The sequence below is a fragment of the Moorena sp. SIO3I8 genome, from assembly GCF_010692325.1.
In the GTDB taxonomy this organism is placed as follows: domain Bacteria; phylum Cyanobacteriota; class Cyanobacteriia; order Cyanobacteriales; family Coleofasciculaceae; genus Moorena.
This window is the reverse complement of sequence record NZ_JAAHHW010000012.1, coordinates 42199-63035: the sequence shown is the minus strand read 5'-3', so window position 1 is coordinate 63035 and position 20837 is coordinate 42199. Positions and strand designations below refer to the sequence as shown.

Sequence of the window (20837 nt, the reverse complement as noted above, 5' to 3'; positions counted from 1 at the left end):
CAGCCCAGGTGGGGTCGCAATTTGGCTCGAAGTTGGTTAATCTGTTCCATGAGGGTTTGTGGTCTTTGTGGTAATTTCCATCAAACCCTCTCCCTGGCACTTTTTGCAACTTTTGTCCTGTACTGAGGGACAGGAGTGGGTTTGGGAACAGCTTTGCTTGGAATTAGGGGTTTAGTTGTGACCGTCGTGCTATTAATTCTATTTCCACTATTTACCACTGCTATACCTGAGTCAGTTCAGGAGTATGATAATTTAGTAATTAAAATCAGCTCAAATCTTTTCTTATGACTAAAACTGGATTATTAATGCCAGGATTTGGAGGTGCAATTGCCACAACAGTTTCAGGTGTTATTGATTTGATAAAACAGGGTCATGTTAAAAAGTATGGCATGATTAGCGAAAAGCAAATTGATGATCGCACGTTAGGTCAAATTGCAGGTGCACCCGAGATTGAAGAGCTAGAAGTTGGGGGCTGGGATGCTGTTGATGCGACGATCGGTGATGCTATGAAATTACATGGTGTCTTGGAAGAGTGGCAATATAATCTGGTCTCACCCAATCTCAAGCTCCTTCGTGCTTGGCCTGTGCGTTGTCCAGATCTTGAAAAGAAGAGCCCATGGGGCTCCTGTATTGCACAAATTTGTAATGATATCGAAACGTTTCGCAAGGAACGTGGGGTTGACTCGATTGTGCTAGTCAATTGCATTAGCACAATGCCGAAGCCAACACCCAATCCAGCCTATGAATCAATCAGTAGTTTGCAAGTTGCCTGCCAGCAAGATGATCCGTGCATTACACCATCAATGCAGTATGCGATCGCAGCAGCATTGACCGGGTCTGCCTACGCCAACTTTACGCCCAATCCGGTAGAAGTTCCTTCCATTGTAAAGTTAGCACAGCAGCACAATACACCGCTTGCAGGTCATGATGGCAAAACTGGACAGACACTTTTGAAAACTGGTATTGCCCCCATGTTCAACATTCGCAATTTAAGGGTTCGGCAATGGATTAGTTATAATCACCTGGGTAATCGGGATGGGGCTGCTCTTGCAGAACCTAATGCCAATCAGACAAAAATAACCAGTAAAGCAAACTGCTTAACTCAGATCTTGGGTTACGAGGATGTTGGACATAAAGTCACAATTGACTACGTTCCTCACCCAGATGGCGAACTCGGTGATCGTAAGCAAGCTATTGATCATATTCGATTCAAAGGTTTTGGAGACACTCCGATGTCTCTGCTGCTGCACTTTGATTGTCAGGATTCTTCTCTGGCCGGTGGTATTGTTGTTGACTTGGCTCGTTTTATGACCGTCTCTCTAGCCCGTAAAGAAAGCGGCTTGCAGCCTCAGTATGGACTATTTTTTAAGTCTCCGCAGGTTCCCAATGGTGAACCTGATCATGATCTCTTCAACCAAGCTGCTTATTTTGAAGCTTGGGTCTGTCAAGATGCAAACCAATAAACCTCTCCGGAAATTATCCCTCTTCTGTCAGACTCCGAAAAATGGGGGTCAAACCCTAATTCTCTCGTTAGGTGTCGTTGGCTGTAATGACGCAATTTCGTCAGAATTTCGGAAAGTTACAGAAGACGGATAAGTTTTCACCTAGACATGATATAGCAATCCTAAATATATTGTAACTCACATCTTGCACCATCTAAATAGAATTGCTATAAAGGTTTAAGATTCTTTTTCATAGCGCTTTTCATTTGGATGGACACAATTATTCAGTCTGATAGGAGTATAAGCGAAACAGATTAGAGCTACCCATTTGAAAACCGCTATCAGAGAGGTCTAATAATCTTGGATATTCCGTACTTGTTATCCTAAATCAACACTTTGGCAAAGGGAGCTGAGGCCGTGGGCCACGCTACGCGAACGGAGCAGGGGTAAGAGGCAGTATTCAGAAAACTTTATTATTTAAATAGCCTCATAACCCTTACACAGTAAGCTTTATGAGTTTTGTTAACTGGAAATTTAGCATAGCAGGTACTGAAGAACCATAATCTTTAAAGGAACAAATTTCCATTATGGCTGTTCAAGAACCATCTCAAGTTTCAGGAGATAATCAAATTAGTCAAAGTAACACTCTAAATATTGATTCATCCCCTGGTACTTCAAGTCAGAGTATACTTGAACATAACGATCCGAAATCTCGCATCAAAATCAGTCTTTTACTTCTAGGATTTCTGCTGATTGGTCTATATGAGTCTAGTATCAGTGTCTTAATTCTAAATCTACAAATTTATTATCAGGTTGACAAAGCAACCGTCGCCTTCCTCCTTCTAGGAGGAACACTCGGTCATTTCATTGCGGCATTAACTATTGGCTTCATTGAAAATTGGCTTGGACGCTTATCACTTTTACTTATTGGTATCAATTCATTTGTTATTGCCACATTAGCTTGTAGCTTATGCCCACCATTTAAAATTTTTATTCTATTACCTATCCTCATTGGTTTTGGTTTGGCAATTATAGAAACTTGGTTTAATGCTTACCTGGTCATGCAGCCAAACAGTAAGATTTGGCTTAATTATTTACATGCACTCTGGGGAGTTGGAGCCTTGTTAGGTCCAATAATTGCCGCTAGCATCATTGCCAGCAATCAGGGTTGGTATAATATTTATCGATTATGGGCATTACTGGGGTTTCTGTTGGCGATCGCATTATATTTGGCATTTTCAGATCAAGCTGATACAACGTTAAACTATGATGACTCGCAAGGGTCACAACCCAGTGTTTTGCAGGCTGCTCTAACGTCCCCTATTATCTGGTTCACCAGTGGATTTGTTATTTTCTGTGTTGGAACAGAACATAGCTTAGGGGATTGGGCTTACAGTTTTCTGTGTAGTATTCAGCATGAATCTCACTTCATGGCTAGCTTAAGCATCAGTACTTATTGGTTAGGCATGACTCTTGCCCGTTTAGGCATTAGTATTTTATTTCGCTGGTTTGAGATTAATCAATTACTCTATCTTTGCATGTTCAGCATCTTGATTAATATGATGCTGATCTGGTTTTGGCCATCGGTCATCATGTCTACAGTCGGCCTAGGGATTGCTGGTCTAAGCTTGGGACCGTTGTATCCCACAATACTCGCTGTTGTAGCAAAACAAATACAACCAAGGCTTGTTATAAGTGCGATCGCAATCATAAGTGGGCTTGGTAAGTTAGGAACTTCAATTGTGCCGTGGCTAATGGGGCTGATTGCCCAAAAATTCAGTCTATGGTCGCTATTCCCTTACATCATGCTGTTAGCAATGATTATGGTTATACTTTGGACAGCGATGAAGTTTCTGTATTATCGGCCTGAACAAATTTCGATTAATGGCTAAGGTTGTAGTACCAGAAGTAAAGACTAATCAGTGCACTAATTACGACTAAAACCCCATTCCATCACCTCCGTTGTTTAGGGATAACACTATGCACATCAGCCCAGAACTCATAGACCTAAAGCAAATTAAGCCAACCTTTGGATGTTTGAAAGACAAAGTCGTAGTCGTTACCGGGTCAACCCAGGGTTTAGGTGCTGCGATCGCCCGTCAAGTGGCTTGTTCGGGTGCAGCAGGAGTAGTTATTTGTGGCCGCCAACAGGATTGCGGCAAAGCAGTTGCTGATGATATTCAAAACGAATTTAATGTGAAAACCTGTTTCCAGCGAACGGATTTAAGGCAAGTTGAGGACTGTCAAAACTTAGTTGCTACCTCCTGCAAAACCTTTGGACGCATTGATGCCTTAGTCAATGCTGCGGGGCTGAGTACACGTGGTTCTATTGAAAACACTAGTCCTGAGCTATTTGATGAGTTAATTTCAGTTAATTTACGCGCACCATTCTTCACAATTCAAGCTGCTGTACTTGCAATGCAAAAGCAAAACTCAGCTGGGAGTATTGTTAATATCATTTCAATTTCTAGTTATGGCGGACAATCATATTTAGCTCCCTATGTTGCAGCAAAAGCAGGACTTATAGCATTAACTCGCAACGTCGCTTATAGTCAACGTTGGCGACAAATTCGATGCAATGCTCTCAATATCGGATGGACAGAAACTCCTAATGAGCATAAAGTGCAACTAGCCATGGGAAAGTCCGAAAATTGGCTTGAACAGGTACAGCAATCCTTGCCAGCTAAAAGCTTACTCCAGCCGCACCAAATTGCTAAAGCGACTACCTTCTTGCTCTCAAATGATTCTGCAGCGATTACAGGTTCTATTATTGATTGGGACCAGCAGCCAGTAGGTTGCTGGGATTAACACTCTTGAGTGCTTATTGACAGGCTTATTGAGCATAAGATTGATACAGATTGAAGAGGATTCGCGATCGTCTTGAGTTGAGGAAAATTTTTGATTCTTAGGGGCTATGAATGCATTGATTTTATTTGTCCCCAACCGAATCAAAATGATGATTATTATTAATAGTGTACCTCCTTCTGACTTCTGACTTCTGACTTCTGACTTCTGACTTGATCGTAGCACTATACCATCCTTTAAATACCTAGTCATTTCTCTCTTCTTAAACTAGCTAAGAAGAGATTTTTTTATTACTATAATCAAGGATGACGAATAAACATCAATAAATAGTGCTATAAACAAATTTCAACTGATAACTGATTATCAATATTTACTTTGCTAAATCTTTGTTAAAACTTAATTGTTTATTAGTTTTTAGTTAATTATTAGTTAACCTAAACCCATAATTATCTAATGGCTAAGGTATTTTGGATGAGATTAAATTCAGAGATTAGAAGTAGATAACTCTAGTTTTGGTTTTACATTAACCAAGACATATGACTCTACAACTATCACTGTTTTTACTCTTTTTGCTGATAGCTATAACATCGATACATAACTGCGATCTACTGTTATGGAAACTAACAATCCAGAGGTAGTTGATACCTCAAATGAAGTAACTCTGATCGGATTTGCTTCGTTACCTGCTGATACCTTTGCCGATGGACCGGAATCAGGCAAAGATGTAGATAGCACTCGCACTGGACCATTCCCTGGTCAACCCGTAGGTGGATGGAGTGGAGTACAGTTTGCCGATAATGATAGTTATTGGTTTATAGTAGATAGCCTATTTGGTAGCAATTCTGATACTCTGGCCAGGATCTACAAAGTCGATCCCAATTTTGCTGGTACGGAAGGGGGTGACGGCAGTGTTGAGGTTGAAGAATTTATTATTCTTAGGGATCCTAACAAGCTAATACCCTTTGAGATTCGTAACCAAAACGATATCCAAAGACTTTTAACTGGTACAGATTTTGATACCGAACCCTTAGTCATTGACAAAAATGGCGATTTGTGGGTAGGAGATGAGTATGGTCCCTATCTATTACACTTCGATAGCAATGGCGTCTTACTAGAAGCTCCCATGCCCACCCCTAATATCCCTCAACTTAATACTCTTAACGGACAAGACCCGATCATTATTGGTCATCGTGGTGCCAGTGGTCTTCTACCGGAGCATACCTTAGAAGGTTTCCGTTTGGCTCTCGAACAGGGTGCGGATTTCATTGAAACCGACTATGTAATGACCAAAGATGGAGTACCCTTAGTTCGTCACGAGCCATTACTAAATAACACCACCAATATTCTTGACCACTCCGAATTTAGTGGACGGGAAACCACTAAAATTATTGATGGAGTTGAAATTACTGGCTTCTTCGCTGAAGACTTTACCTTAGAGGAAATCAAAACCCTACGTGCTAGGCAACCTCGCCCTGAGCGCAGTGATGAGTTTGACGATTTGTCTGAAATTCCTACCATGGCTGAAGTAATTCAGCTAGTTAAGGATTTTCAAGCCGAAACCGGTAAACAAGTTGGTATTGTTCACGAACTTAAGCATAATAGCTACTTCGATAGCATTGGTTTAAATGTAGAAGAAGCTACGGTGCGGGTTTTGCTGGAAGAAGACTTTACTAATCCAGAACAAAACATTATTCAAACCTTTGAAATCGCGCCTTTAATTCGGTTAGATAAGGAAATTATGCCCGAAGCGGGAATTGATGTTCCTTTGCATCAACTCACTGGCGCAGCTACAGAAAACTTTAATCCTGGTTTTTCTTTCCCCTACGATGTTGTTGCTAACTTCAGCAACCCCCATTTTACCGCAGAAGACGCTCGTGCAGTTTACGGCGACTTAGTAGATATTATCGATCTAAATGCTGAAACTGGATACGGGGACTTGTTGGCACTTCCTGAATTTTATCAATTCATGATTACCTACGCCGAAGGGGTTAATCCCTGGAACAATAGCATTTTACTCCGGGAAGGTTTAGATGAACCTTTTGATGGTGACGGGGATGGTAACGCAGAAATCAGAACTCAGTTAACAGGAGAAGTTTTCCCTTTAATTAAGTTCGCCCATGATGCAGGATTACTGGTTAATGTCTACACTTTACGGAATGAAGAACGCTACCTGACCTTAAACCCAGATAGCTCAGTACAAACTCCCCAACAAGAAGCAGAAGACTTAATCCGTTTGGGTGCAGATGGCTTAATTGGGGACTTCCCTGAAACTATCAATATAGTGCGGGATCGGATTGTGGCTGATCAAGTCCGCTCTCCCCAAAATCCTGATGTAGAAGCGATTGATTTGAGTGATGGATCTCTAGACGAAGGGGATGTCGCATTTGAAGCTGTAACCACACTTTTGAATGTAGCAGGTCGTCCCTTTAATAGTGGTGCAACTGATCCTGAAGGCATTGCCTTAAGGAAAGATGGTACTTTGTTTATTTCCTCCGAAGGTGATGCTAACAACTTACAGCGGTTGCTGTAATGCTAATGCTCCTGAAGGTACCCCTGATGAGGTAGATCGTACTAACAGTTTGGCCGAATTATTAGCGATAATGCTGGAACCTTCTTAGCCTTAGAAAGGTATTTTGACGACACTGGCTTAAACCAAAACAAGCTCTATTTAGTATCGGCTCAAAATGCTACCGATGTCAGTAACTTGCCAAGCTTGAAAGGTCGAGATATTGTTGTAGCCGAAAAACAACTGCTGGTAGATTTTAATGATCTTGGGACTAATCTCGATGATTTTGAAGGTTTAGCCTTAGGTCCAGTTTTACCCGATGGTCGTCAATCCTTAATTGTTGTTAGTGATAACGACTTTGACCCGGCAACTCCTGCTACTCAGCTCTTTGCTTTTGCTTTAGATATTGCTCCTGCCAGTGAGACTAAAGAACAAATTTTTGGTACGTTAGAAGCAGATGCTCTAGAACTAACTGGTAGCAATAATTTAGTTTTTGCTGGGGAAGGTAACGATATCATTGATGCCTCTTTGGCTGATGGAAATAATCGTATCTATGCTGGTAACGGTGACGATACTGTTATTTTAGGAACAAGCGATGCTCCTTTGGAGCCGCTGCGCGATTGGCCGTAGGCCACGCTAAAAGCGATTGACCGTAGGTCACGCTAAAAGCGAACGCGTTTTTGGTGCAGAAGGTGCAGATCGTTTCTTTGTGACCTCTGGTGGTAACAATATCATGACTGGGGGCGCAGGTGCAGACCAATTCTGGATTGCTTCTGCTGAAATTCCCGATAGCGCTAACATCATTACTGACTTTTTCAGTGGCGAAGATGTGATTGGTATTGCTGGTTTGGGTATTGGTTTTGATGATCTCACCATTACCGATGGGGATTTGGGAGCAGTAATTTCTGCCAATGGCAGTGACTTAGCTATTGTTACTAATCTCTCGGCTGATCTTGTTGCTAATCAAGATTATTTCGTTTTTGTCTAAATCCTAAATTTATCATATCTGGATAAGCCAAAGGTGGGGCAAACCCCACCTTTTTTTTATATTTCATTTAAAATTAATATTAGTTTAATTTTTTTTATAAAATTCATAATACTTTCTTAAATAAACCAGGCAACTATAGTCAAATCAAAATGTTTTTTTACTATTTTTTTTAGAAAAGTCAATGACTGAGAAGAAAGCTATTGTCATCGGTATTGATGGAGCGCAGTTATAAAAACTAGACGAAACTCCTACACCATATCTTGACAGTTTAAATATTATAGAGTCTTTCACAGGAGGGATTCAAGGAACAGAAACAGAACAACAAACCTTTAGTGGTCCAGGTTGGGGCAGTTTATTAACAGGTGTTTGGGCAAACAAGCACGGTATTGTTTCCAATGACGATACATTAAGAGCTAAGCCAGACTATCCTAGCATTTTTGAATACGTTCATAATGACGATCCCGATAACTATATTGCTTCTGTGGTTAACTGGGGTCTAATCAATGCTTATTTTGAGGAAGATGTTAATTCAATTGTTGATTTTGAATTGACCGCACCAGAACCCACTGATGATCAACTGGCTCAAGATAATATTATTGCGCAAACTGTAGCCGATTTAATCTTAAAACAAGGGCCAGATTATACCTTCGTTCATCTCGATAACGTTGATGTTGTGGCTCACAATTTTGGTTTTTCTACCGAATATTTAGAAGCAATTACTATGGCTGATGGTCATGTGGGTAAAATTCTTGATGCGGTAGAAGAAAGAGAAGCAGCATATCCCGATGAAGATTGGTTAGTTATTGTGACTACAGATCATGGTCGCGAACCATCAGAAGGCTTTGATCACGGTGGACAAACTGACTCGGAAAGAAGGACTTTTATTGCATCTAATAAAGAACTAGATGATTCTTCCGTTGCACCTGCAACTGATGTTGTACCCACTGTTCTTGATCATTTGGATATTGAAGGCGGTGAATTTGATGGAACATCTCTTCTTGAGTCTCAACCCGAGGGAGCATGTCACTTATGCAGAACATTTGTACTCAAGCTATAGCCCCGTAATGTGTTTTAGCTTGCTGTGATAGTATATAGTTCATCTGTTATACAATTTTGACCTGCTCCCCTTTCGTACCAACAGTTTTTGGGGCGCGTTCGCTGGCTGCAACAGAATCATTGATTTTCAAGGTCTTTTTTGGCTCTAATTTCTTGAATGTCTTGCCAAAAATCAGATCTTGTCACATTTTTTAGAGACTGTTGACGTTCTTGAGTATAATCACCAAAACCCCATCCTACATCTTGTAAAAAACGAATTGCATCAACTTGCCCTAATTCCTTAACTAAGGCATAATACCCTTTTTGTCTTAATTCAATTGGTGTCATTGTTGTTATTTCCTTTTAATACAAAAGTGTTCATTAACCAAGTGACAGGATTATCTAATTTTACTTTTAAGAGATGGCTATACTTAATTGCTTTCTTGAGCAATCTATCATCCGTTGTCAATAATACATCTACCTTAGCCGTTTCAGCGCAAGCAATATGAAAAGAATCATACAAACCAAATCCTAACTTTTCTATTTCTTGAGAACGTTTATCTATTTCATCGGTTAAAATTATTTTATTTTCAGCAACCCGTAATAATTTTCTAATCCTGTCTAGTTTGTCAAGATTAACCATTCGGTTTAATTCTGCTTCTATAGCTTCACTACTTACCAGCTTCCATTCTTCTGAATAAAACCGCTGAAAAATATCTAGGATTGTTTGTCCTTCTAATCGAATTCTATCTTGTCGCCAATCATCAAAAGGACGATTTAAGCAACAAACATCAAGATAAATTAAGTAAGATTCAGCCATTACTACCCCTTGGTTTAATCATACCTCGAAGCGATGCAGCGCGGTCTTGGGAAGGCAGCGCCTTCACGCGGGGGTTTCCCCCATGAGCGACTGCATCAAGAAGGGAATTGTAATCAATAGCTTAAGTTTAGCATTCGATCCCCATTTCATCGATGTCGAGTGATTCGCTTCAAAGTTGAAAGAAGTGATGCTTCTTTGGAGCCGCTGCCCGATTGGCCGTAGGCCACGCTAAAAGCGATTGACCTTTGGTCACGCTACACGAACGCAAATTCTTAGACAATTAGAAAGATGAGCCAATTGCAAAAAACACAATCTTGGCTACCAAAACTTTTACATGAAGGTAACTACTTGTTAACATTGTCGCAAAGATGGCGATCGCTTTCCTCGACATTAGGATTTGTCTCAAGATAATCTCCTGCTACTCCACAGGCTTGCGCTAACAAATCTTTCAGATCGAAATTCCATAACACGATAGTTTCATCACCTGGGCTTATAGAGGCTAGTATTTTACCATCTGGATTAAAACTGACTTTTGGCCACATCCCTAATCCCTCAACATGTGTATGGCTTTTTAGGGTTTCGATCTCACTTCCACTATCAATGCCCCATAATTTTACTGTTTGGTCAGTACTACCTGTGGCAATTATTTTGCCATTAGGATGAAAACTTAAACTTACAACCCAACCATTATGTCCTCTCAAAGTTCTAGGATTTGTTTCACCTAAATTCCAGAGTTTGATGGTGTTATCACTACTTGCTGAAGCAATCATTTTACTATCTGGACTAAAACTGACATCTTGAACTCTACCTCCATGACCTAGTAATGTTTTGATGTCTTTACAATCGGTATTGACATCCCAAAGCTTAATAGTACTATCCCAGCTTCCAGAAGCAAGTAGTTGTCCGTTAGGGCTAAAAATCACAGTAGAGACAGAATCTTGATGTTTTGTTTGTTCTTCACAAGTTATAGCCTTATCAGTATTTATATTCCAAAGGTTAACAGTATTATCCCACCTGCCAAAAGCTACTAGTTGACTATTAGGCTTGAAACTAACACTTGCAACACTAGTTTTTACACTATCGCCGTTTAATTCAAGTGCTTTATAAGCATTATTGACTATATCCCAGAGCTGTACTGTATTCTGATAGCTAGCTGCAACAGCAATAGTTAGTCCATCGGAATTAAAACTTGCATCTGAGGTTGGTCCTGTATCAAATTTTATGACTTGATCACTTTCAAGATTCCAGAGTAACATTTTTTGCGAAGCACCTGTAGCAATAGTTGTTCCATCTGGGCTAAATCTGATGAAATCAGGAACAAAGCCAACATCTAATCTTTTCAGTGCAGTTTTCTCTTGTCGCCAAAGCTTTACAATGCCGTCCCTACTAGCTGAGGCTAACACCTGTCCCTCAGAATTATCAGGACTAAATGCTACATCCCAAACCCAATCGCTATGACCTTTGAGACTTTTAAATTGTAAAGTGCCATCCTTGCTCCAAATTTTCACTGTGTTATCTTGACCTGCTGATGCTAGAGTCTCTCCATCAGAGCTAAAATCTACCCTTCTGACACCACTTAGATGTCCTTGAAAAGTTCTTAGTAAGGTGCCATCAAGGCTCCAGAGTTTTATTTTGCCATCTTCCCCCGCCGAGGCAAGAGTTTGTCCATCAGGACTAAAGCTGACATCCCAGATAATATAACCATGCTCGAAGGAATCGAGCAATTTTCCATCTGTTGTCCATAGTTTAATCAAGCCATCATAACCCACAGAGGCTAATAACTGACCATCAGGACTAAATTGGACACTTTGTACGTAAGGACCATCTTGCACAAAATTGGGGTGAGCTTTTTCGATCGTTTTGATTAAACCACTTTCTGGATTCCAAATTTTGATAGTTCCATCACCACTAGCTGAGGCAATTAGCTGACCATTCGGGCTAAATGAGACAGTAGGAATCGTACCAGTATGTCCCTCGAAAGATCTGATAAGAGAGTAATTTTCTACATCCCATAATTTCAAAGTTTTGTCATCACTGGCAGATACTATAATCCGATCATCTGGACTAAAACTGATACTTCTAACGGTCTTAGTGTGACCTGGAAGAGTTTTCAGTAAAGTGCCATCTCGTTTCCAGATCTTAATAGTATTATCTTTACTGCCTGAAGCGATCAGATTACCGTTATTACTAAAATTGATACCTCTAACTTCAGAATTATGGCCTTCTAAGCGATTGATTTCTCTAAAATTATGGAGTTCTGTTTTAATAGGTAATCTCTGAGTGTAAACTACGCGCTGGAGGGCAGTGATAGCCTGCATTTGAGTTTCCGGCTCTATAGCAACTTTCTCTTGATCCTCTAGTAATCGCCCTGCCTTAATCGCGTTTATAGTTGCTTCTAACGGTTGATTAGAATCCATAAGATTTTTAGAAGATAGACTAAAGGCTCTGACATCGGCATTTATTCTTCTTTGATCAGCGATATTAGCATTATATCTAGCGAATATAGTTAACCCGCTCAATCCCAGCATAACTGCGATCGCAACACCCCAATTCCGACGAGTATTAAAGCTTTTTAGCTTGACGCTACGCCGCACAAACTCAGTTTCTACTTGGTTGAGCCAATTATCATCAGAATTTAGTACCTTTTTCAACAAATCAAGACGAGGGTTAGCATGCCAAAGAAACTTTGCCTTTTGCTGGCTTTCCCACTCTTCAGCCGCAGGAGTTAACCGTCGTTGTAGAAGTAAATTTTCCTCATCATGTAGTTTCCACTCCAGCAGCTTTTGCCATCCCCGTACTAAAGCATCATGGGCTGGTTCTACATAAAGATTACCATCAGTATCTTCTCCTTTCACCAATAACCGTGCATTGGTAAAGCGCTCAATTACTTCCTTGACTAAACCATTTTTCTCTCCCGGATATTCTAATTCTGATAAAGGTACGCGCCTACGGGCTAATTCACCCCCACCTAGTGCCACCATCCGCAGCATGACATGACGGATTACTTGGTCATAAGCTGGATTTTCATTAACTAGCGCCTGATATTCCTCATCAGCCCTTTGAGTTAGCGATCGCATTACTCCCCCCAATTCACTATAATCGGCTTGAGTCAATGCCCGGTCAATAGTAATACCCCTGTATTGTGCCTGCCGTTGTCGCCTTAAATACTTGAGATAAAGTTCGCTCAAGGCAAAAGACAGCAGGGGCAATGCTCCGGGCATATCTGCCACTTCATCAATCAATTGTTCTACAAGTTCGTGGGTCTGAAAATACATTACCCGTGCTTCTGCGGGTTTCTCGATTGCTTCCTTGAGTTCAGCTCGCGTCATCGCCGGTACAATAAATCGTCTGCTGTGCCAACCCTGTTTAAGCACAGTGTTTCCGACGTTATAGTCTGTGGGGACAAACCTTAAGCCAGCATCCCTGACTTGGGGTTCAAAGTCAGACCGTAGGGATATTACTACCCGTAATTTATCCCCATGGGCATTTATGGCTGTGAGTATCTGTTGGAAAAACGCCTTACGCTGATCTAAGTTTTGACAGAGTGTAATAATTTCTTCGCTTTGGTCAATAAACAGTAATAACTTAGAGTTGGGGTTATTCTTCCCCCAAACATCAATGCTCATTGCCAGGTTCTGCTGGGGGTTTTGTGGCTCTACCCTTGGTAACTTAGCATCAGTCAGCACATTATTTAATGGTTCCAAGGGCGTCTCACCAGGACGGATGGGTGGCAAAACACACCATTTCTCGGTATTATCTTGCCGTAGTTTGGGAATTAATCCTGCCTTCACCAAGCTAGATTTACCCGAACCGGAAGCACCCAACACCACTGTTAAAGGATTAGCTTTGACAAAATCCTGTAACTTTTCTACTAGTAATGTTCTACCAAAAAATAGTTGACTGTGTTCCTCTTCAAAGGAGTTTAAACCCCGATAGGGATTTTTGGACTCATCTAATGGTGGTGCGGGGGGTAAGTTGAGTTCATGTCCTGGAGACAGAAAGATATACTCGCCTTTATCGTGCTTGTCTAAACACCAAATACCAGGGGTTTGCCGCACACGGCATTTTTCTGGATTTCATCACAAATTCCAGCCACTATTCCACAGTGGTCAAGATCCTGTACTCTGATATTAGACGCTTCAATTTTACTCATCTTTTAAAAATACCGGATTTTGGAATCACACCTGCGGAATGTGGGTTGTATAGTTAATTGTTATTCACCCTAGGCATAAGGATTCAGCCGTCAGCTATCAGCCAAGGGCTGATAGCTGACGGCTGTTCGCGTAGCGTGCGCGTAGCGCTAATCGCTGTTCGCTTACCTAGACATTTGTCGAGAGACTAGAATTTACCATTACTAGCAGCAACAGAAGTACCATTGCTCAAATACTGCTCAGGCTCTACCTCAACCTCTACTAGGTCTTGGGAATCTTGAGTGTTACTTCCAAATAGGGTCTTTCTTGTCCAACGAACTAAGTTATCGACATAGGTAAATAATACCGGCACCACCACCAAGGTTAGCAGAGTAGAAGTGGTAAATCCTCCAATCACGGCAATAGCCATCGGACTACGAACTTCACCGGCTGCTCCCCATTCCAAGGCAATGGGAATCATGCCAGCAACGGTGGAGACGGAGGTCATCAAAATCGGTCGCAAGCGACTGACTCCAGCTTGAATCACTGCTTTAAACTGGGGCATCCCTTCTTGCTGATGGGCTAAGGCAAAGTCTACCAAAAGAATGGCATTTTTGGTCACCAATCCCATTAGTAATACTATTCCGATCAGGGCAAACAGTCCCAATTCCTTCTGGCCTATCAACAGTCCCATTAAGGCTCCACCGATGGATAGGGGTAAAGCCACCAAAATCCCAAAGGGATAAAGAAAACTGTTGTACAACAGCACCAGAATGGCATAAATGGACAGCACTGCTAGCCCTAAGGCGCTGAAAAAGCGACTGAATATGTCTCGCATAATCTCGGCATCCCCAGCTGGTTCCTCGGAAACTCCAGGAGGTAGGGGATTCATGGCAGGTAGGGCTTTGACTTTGTCCATCGCATCTCCTAGAGAAATCCCTTGCAAGTTGCCTCCCAAAGACACCTGACGAGAACGATTAAAGCGGTCAATCTGGGCAGGTCCACTCCCTAAACGGATATCAGCTACGGCAGCAATCGGTACTAAAGTACCATTTTGACTGGGAACCCGCAGATTTTTAAGGGTTTCGATGTCATCCCTGGATGCTGGGTCAAGTTGAACACGAATCGGAATTTGTCGGTCAGGTAAGTCAAATTTAGCCAGATTTGACTCAAGATCTCCAATTAGGGCTAAAGAGGCAGTGCGTGCGATCGCTTGAACAGACACTCCTAAATCTGCAGCACGGGCAGGGTTAGGTACAATCACAATTTCTGGTTTAACTAGACTTTCACTAGAGGTAACTTCCACTAAACCAGGAATTTGACGCATCTGTTTTTCTAGAGCTTGGGCGGTTTGGGACAGCAGTTCACCATTTTCACTCTTGAGGATAATTGATAAATCCTGGTTAGAGCCTCGAGCCCCTTGACTACGGAATCTAACCCTCGCGCCAGGTATTTTCTGGAAATCCTCACGCATCTCCTGGCCAAATTCTCTTTGAGAGAGTTCCCGTTGGTCTTTGGGTAAGAGTTTGGCGTATACAATAGCAGAATTTACACCATCATCTCCAGCACTGGCCAGAACATTTTCCACAGCTGGGTTTGACTGCAACAACCGATTTGTTTCTTGAATGACCTCTATGGTTTCATTCAGCTCAGACCCCGGTGGCAGCTCAATGGATATCGTACTGACTCCAGTATCCCCATTACTAAACAAACCCTTGGGAATAAACTGTACAAGCTGCAAGCTACCGATGAAAAAAGCTACAGCTATCAACATCGTGGTAATCCGGTGCTTCAACGCCCAGGTTAATAGACCTCGATAAGGTTGTATGCGCCGGCTCTTATCGGTTGCAGGTTGTTCGGTTGCAGGTTGTTCGGTTGCAGGTTGTTCGGTTGCAGGTTGTTCGGTTGCAGGTTGAAGGTTATTGGGTTGAAGGTTATTGGGTTGAAGGTTATTGGGTTGAAGGTTATTGGGTTGAAGGTTATTGGGTTGAAGGTTATTGGGTTGAAGGTTATTGGGTTGAAGGTTATTGGGTTGAAGGTTATTGGGTTGATGGTTATTTTGCCAACTTTCAACCTTCAACTTGTCAACCTTCAATGCTTTTGATTTTGGCTTGAGCAAATAAGCGCTCAGCATCGGTGTCATTGTTGTAGCTACTAGGGTGGAAAACATAGTAGATACAGCAACGGTTACTCCAAAGGGTTGGAAGAATTGACCAGGGATACCCCCCATAAAGGCTACAGGAATAAATACCGCGACAATAGTTGCTGTGGTCGCTACTACAGCTAAACCAATTTCCCGCGCCCCATCCCAAGCTGCTTTCAAGGGTTTCTTACCCATATCCAAGTGCTGGTCGATATTTTCAATCATGCAAATGGCATCATCGACCAAGTTCCCTACTGCTAGGGCTAAACCCAGTAGGGTCATACCGTTGAGGGTATAGTTTAGGGATTTCATCACCAAAAAGGTGGGAATAATTGATAAAGGTAGAGCTACTGCTGTAATTAGAGTTACCCGCCAATTTCTTAGAAATATCCCCACGGTGAGTATGGTAAGTAGTGAACCGATAACCAGGGAATCGATGGTTGCTTGGTAGGACTCACGGATTGAATCAGCACGGGTGAAGATCAAGCGCAGTTCGATATCCTCTGGGAGGGTAGTTTTTAGTTGTTCAACAGCTTTGCTAACCCCTTCTTCCACCGAGACTAAACTGCTACCACTGCTCCGCAGTACAGAAAAGGCTACCACTGACTCCCCATTGAGATAGGCAGCTTTCCTAAGATCACCAAAGCCGTCTGTAACCTTTCCCAAACTGGAAAGGGTAACATTTGCGCCATCCGGGAGGACAATACGGTAGTTTTTCAACTCTTCCACGGTCTTGGCACTTCCGAGAGTCCGGACATTCTGTTCAGCGCCGCCGATGTTACCGCGACCACCGGGTAAGTTAATATTAAAAGTCCGAATTTGGTCATTAACTTGGGTAGCAGTGATACCAAAGGCTTGTAATCTAGCCGGGTCAAGGTCAACTCGAATTTCCCGGTCAACTCCTCCGAGTCGATCAATTTGGGCAACTCCCGGTACATTCACCAGATCACGGCTAATTTTCCGGTCAACTAGGTCACTCAACTCCTCCAGCGAGCGTTTGTCAGAAGCTACCGCATAGGTCATGACTGAACCCCCGGCAAATTCTAACCGCCTGACAATAGGTTCGTTGATATCTAGGGGCAAACTTTGGCGAATTTGAGCTACCGCATTGCGTACATCATTAGTGGCCTGATTGCTATCAGTTCCCAGGACAAAATTAATAATAGTGCTGGAGCTGCCATCAGTAACGGTGGAGGAGATTTGGTCAATATCTCCAAGGCTAGCAACAGCATCTTCAATTTTTTTGGTTACCTGGAATTCCAGTTCTGCCGGTCCTGCCCCTGGCTGGGTGACAGTAACCATCACCGCTGGAAGATCAATATTGGGAAGCTGATCAATTCCCAACTGGTTAAAGGAGAATAGACCAACTATTCCTAAAACCAGGAACATGACCAGAGTAGCAACCGGATTTTTAATTGACCAAGAGGAGACGTGGAAGGACATCTTATAAATAGTTGAAGGTTATTGGCTTGAAGGCGATGGGAGGGCTTCTATTGAGTTTCTAAGACTTGGACGCGATCGCCGTCTTTGAGGAAAGCAGCACCTTTGACTACAATGCGATCGCTTGGGGCTAAACCACTCTTGATTTCTACTTGCCCATCAGGGAGGAGTTCTCCCATTACCACTGGCTTTGCTTTAACAGTGTTATCTGCTTCGAGTCGGTAAACGATTGCACTAGTGTCAGGTTGGGGCAAGACTGCTTTCGATGGTATAGTTAGACCGGTAGTGGATGAGGTGGTGATAGAGCCTTGTAAAAACATTCCTGGTCGCAAGCTACCGGAATTGGGTAAATCTACTTTGACCACAGCCTGACGAGACTGCTGATCAACTATCGGGTCAATTTCTCGTACTGTTCCAGAAAGCTTCAGGCTGCTATCTCCTCTAGAGGATATTTCTACTGGTTGCCCAATCTGAATTTGGGACAGTTGGGTTTCCGGTACCCTTAATAACAATTCCAAACGCCCCTTTTCGATAATGGTAAAGAGTTTTTCTGACGAAGAGGTAATATCACCGACACGGGCATTTCTAGTGGCTACTTTGCCACTGACTGGTGCCACCACTTGGGTATCCTTTAGTTGCGCCATCACTAACTGGACTTGTGCCTTCTCTCTAGCCAGTTGAGCTTGAGCTTGAGCAATTACTTCTGGACGGGAACCAGCCAATCTTTGCTGGAGCTGCTGTTGAGCTTCTACTACAGCGGCTTCTAACTGGGCAATTTCTGGGCTGTTGGTGTTTCGTGCTTGCTCAAGGCGTTGTTGCGCTTCAGATAAATTCGCTTGAGCACTGAAATATTGACTTTCCACCTCATTATAGCGGTCTTGGGAGATGGCTCCCTCGGCAATCAATTTTTTCTGGCTCTCGAAGCGACGTTTAGCTAGACTCAACTGGGCTTCAGCAGATGCCACTTGGGCTTTTGCTTGGTCAATCTGTCTAGGAATACTAGCTTCGGCCTGCCTTAGACGAGCTCTAGCTTGGTCTAGACGAGCTCTAGCTTGGGATTTTTCTTCTGAGCGTGACCCCGCCTTCAGTTCTGCTAAACGGGCTTCAGCTTGGGCAACTGCTGCCTGAGCTTGAGCTAACTGTGCCTGAAGCACAGCATTATCTAGGCGTGCCATTACTTGTCCGGCCTTGACAAATTCCCCTTCTCTAACCAGTACCTGTTTAATCTGTAAACCCGTTGCTTGGGACTTGACCCTAATCTCCTCAAAAGCAGCAACACTACCAATAACTTCTAGGGTACGGTTAACTGTGGTGGTTTTTACGTCTGCCACCGTAACAGTTTGAGCAGGTACAGCAGAGGGGACAGCCCCAGGGGTTTCAGCAGAGGGGACAGCCCCAGGGGTTTGAACAGTTTCAGCAGGGGAATCGGTTTTTTGAACCTTTGGAGCTGTCCCGATCAATCGCATTCCTAGCAAGGTCAGCATAATGCCTATACCCATGGCCATCACTAAAGTACCTGCTCCTAATGTCAAGGAGTTTTGGGATTGACTAGTCCCGGATCTGGGTAATGATGAGGCTGAATCCTCCTGTTGGTGATTAGCTTGGTGATTAGGTTGCTGATCTGGCTGACTGATAGTGCCAGAGCCATTCCGCTGAGATCTCTGTTGGTGATTAGGCTCAGTGATAGTGCCAGAGCCATTCCGCTGAGATCTGTGTTCATCTAAAGTGTTTCGGGTCATGGTTATTCCCCTGTTACTGGTAGTGTTGGGTAGTTTTGTTGCAGAAGGATAATTTTTGTGGCTTCATTCTTAATATAACTTAAAAATTGTTAACTAAAAAAGTATTAGGACCTGAGCTGATACTGTCTATCCATGTTTGATTTTTAATAAAATAAGATGTATAATAGATAATCAGATAATTTAGTCACCGATTCAGCCCAGCAATTAAACCCCTAAAAATAGGTATAAATCGGTATTTAATATCATAAAATGGACATTGACATTTTGCTAGCGCTAGAGTATCCTTAAAGTAATTGACTCAGATTTGACGATGCCCAAAAAAGTAGGAGTGACCAAGAAAATATCAACCCAGATTGTTCCTGTAGTGGGGATGACTGAGTCGGTTGAACTTGAGTTGTTGTCCACGATGAAGAAATTGGGCATCGTCAGGTCTGAATCCTACAATAAGCTAGGCAGTATCAGTCATTGGGGACTTGATTGGAAAAAAGCTTACCCAGAAGTTAGGAGTTTTAGGACTCCTGAATCCTTAGGACTACCTTCTAAATTAATGGAATGGGCTGTCAGCGATGTAGCTAAGGCCATTACAGCGAGCCAAGCGGCCTGTACTGAGGCGGTAGTCAAAAAGATTTACAAAAGGTTTCCCGGGAAAGAAAACCAAAAGACCAGAAAAGAACTTTGTAAACAGCTTAAGACCTTAGCCTTCCTGGACAGTCCACTCCTTCACCGACTGATCAGAAAAGAGTTTCAGCGGGGACATTCTTGGGTCAAAAATCAGATAATTTATCAACAGGGAGGATATAAATGCAAAAGGCTCTCCCGCAATACCTATCAATTGGAGTTAGCTGGTTTAAAAAGAGGAAAAAGGAACAAAATAGTTGTTAGATCTAATCGGAAAATAAAAGGCCAGATTAGACTGATATACAATCAAATTCTGAAAAAAATTGAGATTTATTTCCTAGTAGACTATGGGACTGTAGAGATTCCTCCCGACCGCCGAGCCATTGGGGTAGACAAGGGATATACTGAAGCTTTCTATGACTCAGACGGTCAGGCTCACGGAAAAGAACTAGGAAAAGTAACCACTAAAAAATCTGATCGTATATGTGCAAAGAACCGGAACAGGGGCAAGCTTTGGGCGCTCCATAGAAAACTAGAAAAATTAGACCCAGCTAAGTCGGCTCGAATATTCAAAAATAACCTAACCAGAAAAACAGAAAATCGCCGTTACAGAAAAAATCAATCAGAACTAACGGCAATTATAGGAGCGGCTTCAAAGTCTCTTTTCAAGGGAGAAGCACTAAAAGTCTTTGCAGAAGATTTAACACAACCAATCCGAAATAAACGCCAGTCAAAAGCCATGTCTCGCAAGCTTAATAGCTGGATGAAGGGTCAAATGCGGGACTCCTTAGAAAAATGGGCTAATTGGACTGGGTCGGTTGTAACAGAAGTTCAGCCTAGTTACACGTCGCAAGTTGACTCCGTGACTGGAACCCTATTGGGCAAAAGAAACGGGGACAATTTCACCAGGTTTAATGGGGTCGTGTTACAGTCTGACCACAATGCTGCCAAAAATATCCTTAACAGAGGTACGGATAAGGAAATAACCCGGTACATGAACAAGACCGAGGTGCAGGCAGTATTGTTGCGCCGTACCGCGCGTTTCTTGGAAGGAATGGGGCTGAGTCTGCTAGATGCAGTTGAGCTTGGTTGGCTTGACTCCAAACATGAGCTTTGCTCAGGCTTTCAAGCAACTCCTGGTCGGGATGCCAGGAACGTCTAAATAGATGAA

12 protein-coding genes and 1 pseudogene are annotated in these 20837 nt (G+C 42.5%); 8 read left to right on the top strand and 5 right to left on the bottom strand.

Features of this window, described 5'->3' with window-relative positions:
* Positions 1-284 precede the first annotated feature (284 nt).
* From F6K51_RS07170 to F6K51_RS07140, 7 genes and pseudogenes are all read left to right on the top strand, one after another.
* Positions 285-1463 (top strand): inositol-3-phosphate synthase, encoded by a 1179-nt coding sequence (locus tag F6K51_RS07170; RefSeq protein ID WP_293019188.1) that lies wholly within the window; start codon positions 285-287, stop codon positions 1461-1463.
* Positions 1464-2029: 566 nt separating this feature from the next.
* Positions 2030-3334: an MFS transporter gene (locus tag F6K51_RS07165; protein WP_075898760.1), complete on the top strand. Its 1305-nt coding sequence runs from the start codon at positions 2030-2032 to the stop codon at positions 3332-3334.
* A gap of 88 nt (positions 3335-3422) precedes the next feature.
* Positions 3423-4250, top strand: coding sequence for an SDR family oxidoreductase (locus F6K51_RS07160; protein ID WP_293019187.1), 828 nt, complete (start codon positions 3423-3425; stop codon positions 4248-4250).
* A 610-nt stretch (positions 4251-4860) separates the two neighbouring features.
* Positions 4861-6777, top strand: a complete 1917-nt coding sequence (locus F6K51_RS07155; protein ID WP_293019186.1) for a glycerophosphodiester phosphodiesterase family protein — start codon at positions 4861-4863, stop codon at positions 6775-6777.
* 57 nt (positions 6778-6834) lie between these two features.
* On the top strand, positions 6835-7383 hold the full coding sequence (locus F6K51_RS07150; RefSeq protein ID WP_081431140.1) for an esterase-like activity of phytase family protein: 549 nt from the start codon (positions 6835-6837) through the stop codon (positions 7381-7383).
* A 16-nt stretch (positions 7384-7399) separates the two neighbouring features.
* Positions 7400-7741: a hypothetical protein gene (locus F6K51_RS07145; protein ID WP_075898768.1), complete on the top strand. Its 342-nt coding sequence runs from the start codon at positions 7400-7402 to the stop codon at positions 7739-7741.
* A gap of 262 nt (positions 7742-8003) precedes the next feature.
* Positions 8004-8798: pseudogene (locus F6K51_RS07140) on the top strand (alkaline phosphatase family protein); the annotation flags it as partial.
* A gap of 116 nt (positions 8799-8914) precedes the next feature.
* On the opposite strand, the gene F6K51_RS07135 reads toward F6K51_RS07140, so the two are convergent.
* The 5 genes from F6K51_RS07135 to F6K51_RS07115 form a co-directional block, all read right to left on the bottom strand.
* On the bottom strand, positions 8915-9124 hold the full coding sequence (locus F6K51_RS07135; protein WP_070392463.1) for a hypothetical protein: 210 nt from the start codon (positions 9122-9124) through the stop codon (positions 8915-8917).
* Entirely contained in the window at positions 9111-9596 is a 486-nt protein-coding gene (locus F6K51_RS07130) for a PIN domain-containing protein (RefSeq protein WP_293019183.1), read from the bottom strand. The genes F6K51_RS07135 and F6K51_RS07130 overlap by 14 nt, the downstream gene beginning before the upstream one ends.
* A 344-nt stretch (positions 9597-9940) precedes the next feature.
* A complete protein-coding gene (locus F6K51_RS07125; RefSeq protein WP_293019181.1) occupies positions 9941-13654 on the bottom strand; it encodes a WD40 repeat domain-containing protein in 3714 nt (1237 codons plus the stop codon).
* Positions 13655-13934: 280 nt separating this feature from the next.
* Positions 13935-17312 (bottom strand): efflux RND transporter permease subunit, encoded by a 3378-nt coding sequence (locus F6K51_RS07120; RefSeq protein ID WP_293019179.1) that lies wholly within the window; start codon positions 17310-17312, stop codon positions 13935-13937.
* A 47-nt stretch (positions 17313-17359) separates the two neighbouring features.
* Complete coding sequence (locus F6K51_RS07115; RefSeq protein ID WP_293019178.1) at positions 17360-19048, bottom strand: efflux RND transporter periplasmic adaptor subunit; 1689 nt, start codon at positions 19046-19048, stop codon at positions 17360-17362.
* Positions 19049-19358: 310 nt separating this feature from the next.
* Here F6K51_RS07115 and F6K51_RS07110 point away from each other — a divergent pair, with 310 nt between their 5' ends.
* Positions 19359-20828: a transposase gene (locus F6K51_RS07110; protein WP_293019177.1), complete on the top strand. Its 1470-nt coding sequence runs from the start codon at positions 19359-19361 to the stop codon at positions 20826-20828.
* Positions 20829-20837: the final 9 nt, after the last annotated feature.

Coding starts and splice junctions, on each gene's coding strand:
- F6K51_RS07170 (WP_293019188.1), top strand. CDS start 285: ATGACTAAAACTGGATTATTAATGCCAGGATTTGGAGGTGCAATTGCC.
- F6K51_RS07165 (WP_075898760.1), top strand. CDS start 2,030: ATGGCTGTTCAAGAACCATCTCAAGTTTCAGGAGATAATCAAATTAGT.
- F6K51_RS07160 (WP_293019187.1), top strand. CDS start 3,423: ATGCACATCAGCCCAGAACTCATAGACCTAAAGCAAATTAAGCCAACC.
- F6K51_RS07155 (WP_293019186.1), top strand. CDS start 4,861: ATGGAAACTAACAATCCAGAGGTAGTTGATACCTCAAATGAAGTAACT.
- F6K51_RS07135 (WP_070392463.1), bottom strand. CDS start 9,124: ATGACACCAATTGAATTAAGACAAAAAGGGTATTATGCCTTAGTTAAG.
- F6K51_RS07130 (WP_293019183.1), bottom strand. CDS start 9,596: ATGGCTGAATCTTACTTAATTTATCTTGATGTTTGTTGCTTAAATCGT.
- F6K51_RS07120 (WP_293019179.1), bottom strand. CDS start 17,312: ATGTCCTTCCACGTCTCCTCTTGGTCAATTAAAAATCCGGTTGCTACT.
- F6K51_RS07115 (WP_293019178.1), bottom strand. CDS start 19,048: ATGACCCGAAACACTTTAGATGAACACAGATCTCAGCGGAATGGCTCT.
- F6K51_RS07110 (WP_293019177.1), top strand. CDS start 19,359: ATGCCCAAAAAAGTAGGAGTGACCAAGAAAATATCAACCCAGATTGTT.